We start from the raw sequence: 6,038 nt of genomic DNA, 5'->3' as shown, positions 1-6,038 counted from the left end.
ATTTTAGTATTACAACCGTAGCACCTAAGCCTGAAATGTTTGAAAGCAAGGCTCGGTATGGGGAAAAGGTCTCAGCAGCCGTTATTGAGCAAATAGAACCGACTGTGAAGGCTGCTAACAGCATCCTGATGGACTATGAGAAGGCTAGGACTGATAAAAGCGTTGCTGAAGCGAGCTATGACACCCTCAAAAAGCGTGTTGAGCCTTACTTAGTGGCTATTCAAGGACTAAATCAAGAGGAGATTGCTAGGGTAAACGGGGCAATGCAGCTAGAACGCCGTATAATCGTCGTAGAGAGAAATAATACTAGATAGGCTAGGAATGTATCAGAATAGAGGAATAAGGCTGTTAAATCTCATTCTGTGGGCATACAGAGTGGTTTCTATAGCTCATTACTAAGGTTAAAAACAAACTAATGAATAAGTTAGAAATAAATAATTGATCGATTACCTGATCCAAGAGAGTATAAAAAAACCCTAATATTTTGTGGTAACTAGCGCTTTTTTCTTTTGTTTTTTTCATTAGTAAAAAATAAAAAAAATGCTTTTTATGCTTTTAAATGCTTTTAACAGCTTTTAAGCCCTCTGTATCCATTGGTATTAAAGGGCTGTAACCTCCATTTAATTACGTTTACTTACCCATAAGCTTACGTTTACTTACCCATAAGCTTACGTTTACTTACCCATAAGCTTACGTTTACTTACCTTTTAATTACTAATATATTTAAGGTATTTAATTACTAATATATTTATGTTATTTTAATTGCAGATCTTAATAAAGTAATTAAAAGGTAGCAGGAATGGCTAAATCTAATCTAGTGGTAAAAACTCACCATCTAAATACAGTTTTACAGAATCTGAAGCTTGCTGAAATACGTATCGTTCAACTCGCGGTCGTTGATGCTAGGGAAACAGGCAAAGGTTTGACAGCAGAAACGCCCTTACGTATTGATGCTCTTAGGTATGCAGAGGTTTTCGATACGACAAGACAGAATGGCTACTTGATGATGAAAGAAGCTGAAGATACGTTATTTAATAGACGTTTCAGTTATATTGATGATGAAGGTAAGTTGGTTAAGTCTCGTTGGTTGTCGCAAGTTAGATACCTAGATGATGAAGGAGCAATTGAAGTTGTATTTACTCCAGCTGTAGTACAAGGGATTACTCGTATTGATGGTGCTGAAGAGTTTTTCACTAAATACTTATTAGAGCAGACGGCTACGATGACCAGTAATTACTCGGTAAGACTTTATGAGCTGCTAGTTCAATGGAAACAAGCTAAAAAAACCCCTATGTTTGAATTGCAAGAGTTTAGGGGGCAGCTTGGAGTTGAAGATGATGAATACAAAGCAATGAGTAACTTTAAAATACGAGTGCTAGACCTTGCAGTTGATGAGATAAACGAAAAATCAGACCTCAATATTAACTATACTCAAAAGAAAAAAGGTCGCAAGATTGTAGGTTTTACTTTCACTGTTCATGAAAAGCCAAAAGCTAAGACTGATGTAGTTAGTGAAGAGCGTGACGCTAGTACAGCAGATATGTTCACGGTAGAAGGATTAAACGACAATCAGCTAGGGCGTATTGCTCGTAATCCTAGCTTTGTTGCCGATTACAACCATTTGGTTAGCTCTACCAGTCCAGCAGGTCAAGACCCTAAGATGTGGGAGTTTGAAATGATTAACCGTCTTAAAAAAGATGCTTCACAGTTTAAGAAGCGTCCTATCAGAGAGTATCTTGAATACTAGGGCTTACGAGTGCGTTTGATCGGTTCGGTTCCCTAATGAAGACTTGAATGGCGGTAACTCTCTTATGGTTTGTATAAACTTATGTCCATTTATCATGTTAGAATTTATGTCTTAGTGATATTTAGGACGATACTATGGCAGCTTATATCACCGTAGGCGCAACGACAACTCATGGCGGTAAGGTGATTAGTGGGTCACCACACACGACTCACAACGGTATTCCCATATCGCGTAAAGGCGATAAAGTCATTTGTAAAAAATGTAAAAAGGTGACCACTATTTTGACTGGAGACGCCTCGTTTATTGTCGATGGTGCACCCATTGCTCGCGCAGGAGATGTGACCAGCTGCGGTGCTAAGCTCATTGCGGTTCAGCAGTCGTTTTGTGAATCTGATTTTGAAGTGATGGGCGTTGAGGAAGCGGAGGAGATTAAGCGAGAGGCTCAGAACTACGCTAATAAAGTAATGAGTAGATACAATACAGCTTTTCAGTTTGTAGCTGACGATGATACGCCTTATGCTAATTTTAATTATACAGCTACAAACAAGCAGAGCGGTCAAACCTATCAAGGGGTTACGGATGAAGACGGCTGGACGGAGCGCTTTTATTCTGACAACGATGATGAGATTGAGATTAAGCTGGATTTAGAATGGCAAAACGGTTTAGGAGCGTTTGAATGAGTAATAGCACAAGTGGCAATATGAAAGGTGGAGATACCTCTACCAAGATCAAACCAAGACCGTTTATATCGAGACAGCATCCTTTAAATGATCCCAAAGACCCCTTTACCGCAGCGAAAGTGAATAAAGAATTTGCGGATAGAATGGCTTCTAAAACATACCCTGATCAAGCGGAATCCTCATTATGCGGACCCGCTACCCTTTTTTATTGTCTACTTATCGATTATCCCAAATTATATAAGCAGGCGGTAGCAGAGCTTTGGAAAGATGGTGAGACTACGATTAATCAATTAAATATTAGACCTTTTGATGCCAGAAAGGTTAGAGAGTTGTTTAAAACTGATGGTTCATTGAGGATATCAGCTATTGATTGGATGACTTTAGCAGGTTTACGGGATTCATGGAATTCAGCCCTATGTTATGACTCCCCTTTAAAGCAAGTAGCCGGTATTACAACGCCAGGAGAGATAAAAGACTGGTTCCGACTTGCAGGATATAGGGTAAAAGATACGTACTATGCACCCTCCGTAAAAAACTTCATAGAAATTAATAACTATGTTAAAAACCCGAAGTATCATGTAATTTCTTTGTTGGATTCAAGCATTATCTCAACGCAAGCTACAGGGTTTTTCGTGTATCCAAATCATTGGATTGTTTGGAGGGATATGTTACGTACTAGCAATAAGCCAATTACTGAAAATCTTACTTACTCTGATAATGTTAGCTTTAAGTTATTTTCATGGGGAGATTCTAATATGAGTACTCATGCTGATCTATCTTATGCAAAATTCAGCGCATATATTACTACTACCATCATAATAGAGAAATAATGCGATGAATAAATGCTTAGTTCTATTTACTACAGTGTTTTTATTGGGTTGTGCTCCTGGTGTTGAAGTAACACCTAGTAAACTTCCTGACGCTTACCTTAATCAACCCTATGAGGCAGATATAGAAATAATAAATTCAGCAGTCGTTGGAATGAGTTTTTATTCAGAATTTTCAAACTCTAGCTTCAAGCTTACTCCTGGAGTTAGGGACAGTGGTCAAGATGATTATAATAACTTAACAATCAATGGCTTACCCACTACTCTTGAGCCTATAGCGGTTTATATAGCAGGCAGCACATACGGTACTAACTTCCCAGGAAAGGAGTTTGAAAAAGAGTACACCATTGAGGTAAAGGCTAATAAATAGTTGGGTATTCTGTTATGAATAGATACTTAGTTCCCTTCATAGCAATGCTTCTAGTTGGTTGCACTGCCAATGTCAAAGTAACACCCAATAAGCTTCCTGATGCCTACTTGAATCAGCCTTATACAGTCGATGTAGTAGTTACAGGTGGTACTGTTATTAACCGTAGTTTCTCTTCGAAAACTTCAAATAATGATTTTAAAATCATTCCTGGAGTTAGGGACAGTGGTCAAGACAATTATAACAACCTGAAAATTAATGGTATAGCAACTACACTCGAACCTATAACTATTTATATGTATGGTGAAACATATGGAACTAACTTTCCAGGAGCTGGTTTTGAACAAGAGTACACTATTGAGGTAAAGGCTCATAAATAGTTGGGCTAATCAAATACTTCTGAATGGCTACCCAGCCTAACGAAATCTACCGTATCGCTCTGAACACGGTAGATAAGCACCAAATCAGGTTTGATATGGCAATCTCTAAATCCCTTGTGATTGCCGGTCAACGCATGATCTTTATACTTAGCCGGTAGCGGCACATCATTAGTCAGACAATTAAGCACCTCGCCCCATGCAGGAGTGAGTAAGCTTAGATAATTCTTTTTAGCATCTCTCTTAAACTGGCTTGATACTTCAATGGATCTCATCAGCCTCGCCTTCTAGCTCATCCATCAAATCACCAAAGCTGTCGTACTTAGTGCCGTTACCATTGGCAAACTCTGCAATAGCCGCGATGGTTTGCGCGTTGAGCTTAGGCTGATAGTCAAAAGACAAGGGAACCGCGTTAGTATCGGCGACTTGGTTCAAGAACAGTCTTATGGCTTGTGAAGGCGTTAACCCATAGCTCTCAAGAACAGAAAAAGACCTGTCCTTCAAATCCTGATCAAGCCGTATATTATAATTAGTTGTAGTCATAGTAATCACCTATCGCTTATATTCGTACCCCTAATATAAGCGATAGGTGATTAAACCTCAATAACTTTAGCGTTCTATCTTCTCGCAACTCTAAGGGGTAATAGTCTGCTCATACAATCTACCAAGAAAGTCATCAACTGTTTTCTCAATGCTTTTTGCATCACATAAAGATCAGAAGTGGAATATTTACCTAGCTTGTTCCTCTCTTTCATCACTTCCATTAGTTTTGCCCTAACGTCTTCTTCATTGGTTTTATCGTCAATCAACAGCAAATTAAGCTTTACGACAGCTCTATTGTAGGCTTCTTGAGTGGCTTCAAGTTGAAGGCTTTTACTACTGGCTACTGATACACCGATCATGCTCATAAATAACTCTGCTATTAGAATCATCTGTAGCTACAGATGATTTTTTAGGTGAATAAATTATTTGTACCAAGCTAAGATTATGCCAGTGAAAAACGAGAAGTAACGCCCTTATAAGCCCATTTTTGTAGCAGATTTTACGACAGATAAAAAATCCGTTATTTCCCACCTAATTTGATGACTACACCATACGCACCCTAAAGGGACTGCCAAATAGCTGATATTGTTAGGTTTATTGAATTTCAGTTGTATACAAAGTGCAAACAAAATGGGCGTTAGCCATTGATTTAAAAAGGAAAAATCTGTCTACAAATTGTATACAGCGTAGCTTCAAAAAAGTGAAAAACAGCCCTTTTTTACTGCTTTTTTCTCTAAAAATCACGCTTTCCTAACAGGTGAATTTATGGTGTAGTAGGTACACTTCAATGAAATAAAACCAAATAATCAGGAAAAGTGGCGATGAACTATGCAATTTTGAGGACAGCAAAATTAAAGACGATGGGCAACATTGGTGGCAGTCTTGCACACAACTATCGAACGATAGAAACGCCCAATGCTGACCCCTAAAAATCATCATAGCGTTGCTACCCCTGAAGCCGTCAAACAGGCAATAAAAGATCGACTTCCTGAAAAAAGACGCGCTGATGCAGTGCTATGTATTGAGTATTTGATCACCGCCAGTCCTGAATGGGAAGGCTGGGGAAAAAGCCAAGAAGTGGAATTTTTTAAGCGGTCTAGTCAGTGGCTCATGGATAAACATGGAGCAGAAAATGTTGCTGGTGTGAGTATTCATCGAGACATAAACACACCGCAGCTGGTCGCTTATGTGGTTCCGATTGATCAAAGAGGGAAACTTAACTGTAAGGATTTTCTAGGTGGCAGGGTTAAGTTAAATCAGATGCAAACCGATTTTGCTAATACGGTTACTGATTTGGGGCTAACAAGAGGTAAGGAAGGCTCTAAAGCCAAGCATACCAGTATCAAAGCCTATTACCACGACATCAACCATGCGAGGGATTTTAGTATTACAACCGTAGCACCTAAGCCTGAAATGTTTGAAAGCAAGGCTCGGTATGGGGAAAAGGTCTCAGCAGCCGTTATTGAGCAAATAGAACCGACTGTGAAGGCTGCTAAC

9 protein-coding genes and 1 pseudogene are annotated in these 6,038 nt (G+C 39.1%); 7 read left to right on the top strand and 3 right to left on the bottom strand.

The features are described from left to right. From ACP69U_RS13510 to ACP69U_RS13485, 6 genes and pseudogenes are all read left to right on the top strand, one after another. Nucleotides 1-314 (top strand): annotated as a pseudogene (locus tag ACP69U_RS13510) (hypothetical protein); the annotation flags it as partial. Nucleotides 315-799: 485 nt separating this feature from the next. Beyond that, nucleotides 800-1,747 carry a replication initiation protein RepM gene (gene repM / locus ACP69U_RS13505; protein ID WP_193009119.1) on the top strand — a complete coding sequence of 316 codons (948 nt, stop codon included), beginning with the start codon at nt 800-802 and terminating at the stop codon, nt 1,745-1,747. 134 nt (nt 1,748-1,881) lie between these two features. Further along, nucleotides 1,882-2,427 (top strand): PAAR domain-containing protein, encoded by a 546-nt coding sequence (locus ACP69U_RS13500; RefSeq protein ID WP_426138802.1) that lies wholly within the window; start codon nt 1,882-1,884, stop codon nt 2,425-2,427. Continuing rightward, nucleotides 2,424-3,257 (top strand): hypothetical protein, encoded by an 834-nt coding sequence (locus ACP69U_RS13495; RefSeq protein WP_426138801.1) that lies wholly within the window; start codon nt 2,424-2,426, stop codon nt 3,255-3,257. Before ACP69U_RS13500 ends, ACP69U_RS13495 begins: the two co-directional genes overlap by 4 nt. Nucleotides 3,258-3,261: 4 nt before the next feature. Continuing rightward, nucleotides 3,262-3,624, top strand: coding sequence for a hypothetical protein (locus tag ACP69U_RS13490; protein WP_426138800.1), 363 nt, complete (start codon nt 3,262-3,264; stop codon nt 3,622-3,624). A gap of 14 nt (nt 3,625-3,638) precedes the next feature. Then, on the top strand, nt 3,639-4,001 hold the full coding sequence (locus ACP69U_RS13485) for a hypothetical protein (RefSeq protein WP_426138799.1): 363 nt from the start codon (nt 3,639-3,641) through the stop codon (nt 3,999-4,001). A 5-nt stretch (nt 4,002-4,006) separates the two neighbouring features. Here the strand turns inward: ACP69U_RS13485 and ACP69U_RS13480 are convergent, their stop codons facing one another. From ACP69U_RS13480 to ACP69U_RS13470, 3 genes are all read right to left on the bottom strand, one after another. After that, on the bottom strand, nt 4,007-4,273 hold the full coding sequence (locus tag ACP69U_RS13480; RefSeq protein WP_193009115.1) for a type II toxin-antitoxin system RelE/ParE family toxin: 267 nt from the start codon (nt 4,271-4,273) through the stop codon (nt 4,007-4,009). After that, nucleotides 4,260-4,541, bottom strand: coding sequence for a type II toxin-antitoxin system RelB/DinJ family antitoxin (locus tag ACP69U_RS13475; protein WP_426138798.1), 282 nt, complete (start codon nt 4,539-4,541; stop codon nt 4,260-4,262). Before ACP69U_RS13475 ends, ACP69U_RS13480 begins: the two co-directional genes overlap by 14 nt. A gap of 74 nt (nt 4,542-4,615) precedes the next feature. Further along, complete coding sequence (locus ACP69U_RS13470; RefSeq protein WP_193837111.1) at nt 4,616-4,906, bottom strand: hypothetical protein; 291 nt, start codon at nt 4,904-4,906, stop codon at nt 4,616-4,618. Between the two features lie 550 nt (nt 4,907-5,456). Here ACP69U_RS13470 and mobV point away from each other — a divergent pair. Continuing rightward, nucleotides 5,457-6,038 (top strand): MobV family relaxase (mobV, locus tag ACP69U_RS13465; protein ID WP_426138797.1); only part of this gene is annotated, 582 nt, incomplete at its 3' end.

Source organism: Psychrobacter sp. TWR1-1-1 (genome assembly GCF_049895865.1).
GTDB classification, from domain to species: Bacteria; Pseudomonadota; Gammaproteobacteria; order Pseudomonadales; family Moraxellaceae; genus Psychrobacter; species Psychrobacter immobilis_A.
The sequence above is the reverse complement of the archived record's forward strand: the minus strand, read 5'-3'. Positions and strand labels throughout refer to the sequence as shown.

Bases quoted from the DNA above. Each gene is read 5' to 3' on its own strand.
- repM (WP_193009119.1), top strand. From the start codon at position 800: ATGGCTAAATCTAATCTAGTGGTAAAAACTCACCATCTAAATACAGTT.
- ACP69U_RS13500 (WP_426138802.1), top strand. From the start codon at position 1,882: ATGGCAGCTTATATCACCGTAGGCGCAACGACAACTCATGGCGGTAAG.
- ACP69U_RS13475 (WP_426138798.1), bottom strand. From the start codon at position 4,541: ATGACTACAACTAATTATAATATACGGCTTGATCAGGATTTGAAGGAC.
- ACP69U_RS13495 (WP_426138801.1), top strand. From the start codon at position 2,424: ATGAGTAATAGCACAAGTGGCAATATGAAAGGTGGAGATACCTCTACC.
- ACP69U_RS13470 (WP_193837111.1), bottom strand. From the start codon at position 4,906: ATGAGCATGATCGGTGTATCAGTAGCCAGTAGTAAAAGCCTTCAACTT.
- ACP69U_RS13485 (WP_426138799.1), top strand. From the start codon at position 3,639: ATGAATAGATACTTAGTTCCCTTCATAGCAATGCTTCTAGTTGGTTGC.
- ACP69U_RS13490 (WP_426138800.1), top strand. From the start codon at position 3,262: ATGAATAAATGCTTAGTTCTATTTACTACAGTGTTTTTATTGGGTTGT.
- ACP69U_RS13480 (WP_193009115.1), bottom strand. From the start codon at position 4,273: ATGAGATCCATTGAAGTATCAAGCCAGTTTAAGAGAGATGCTAAAAAG.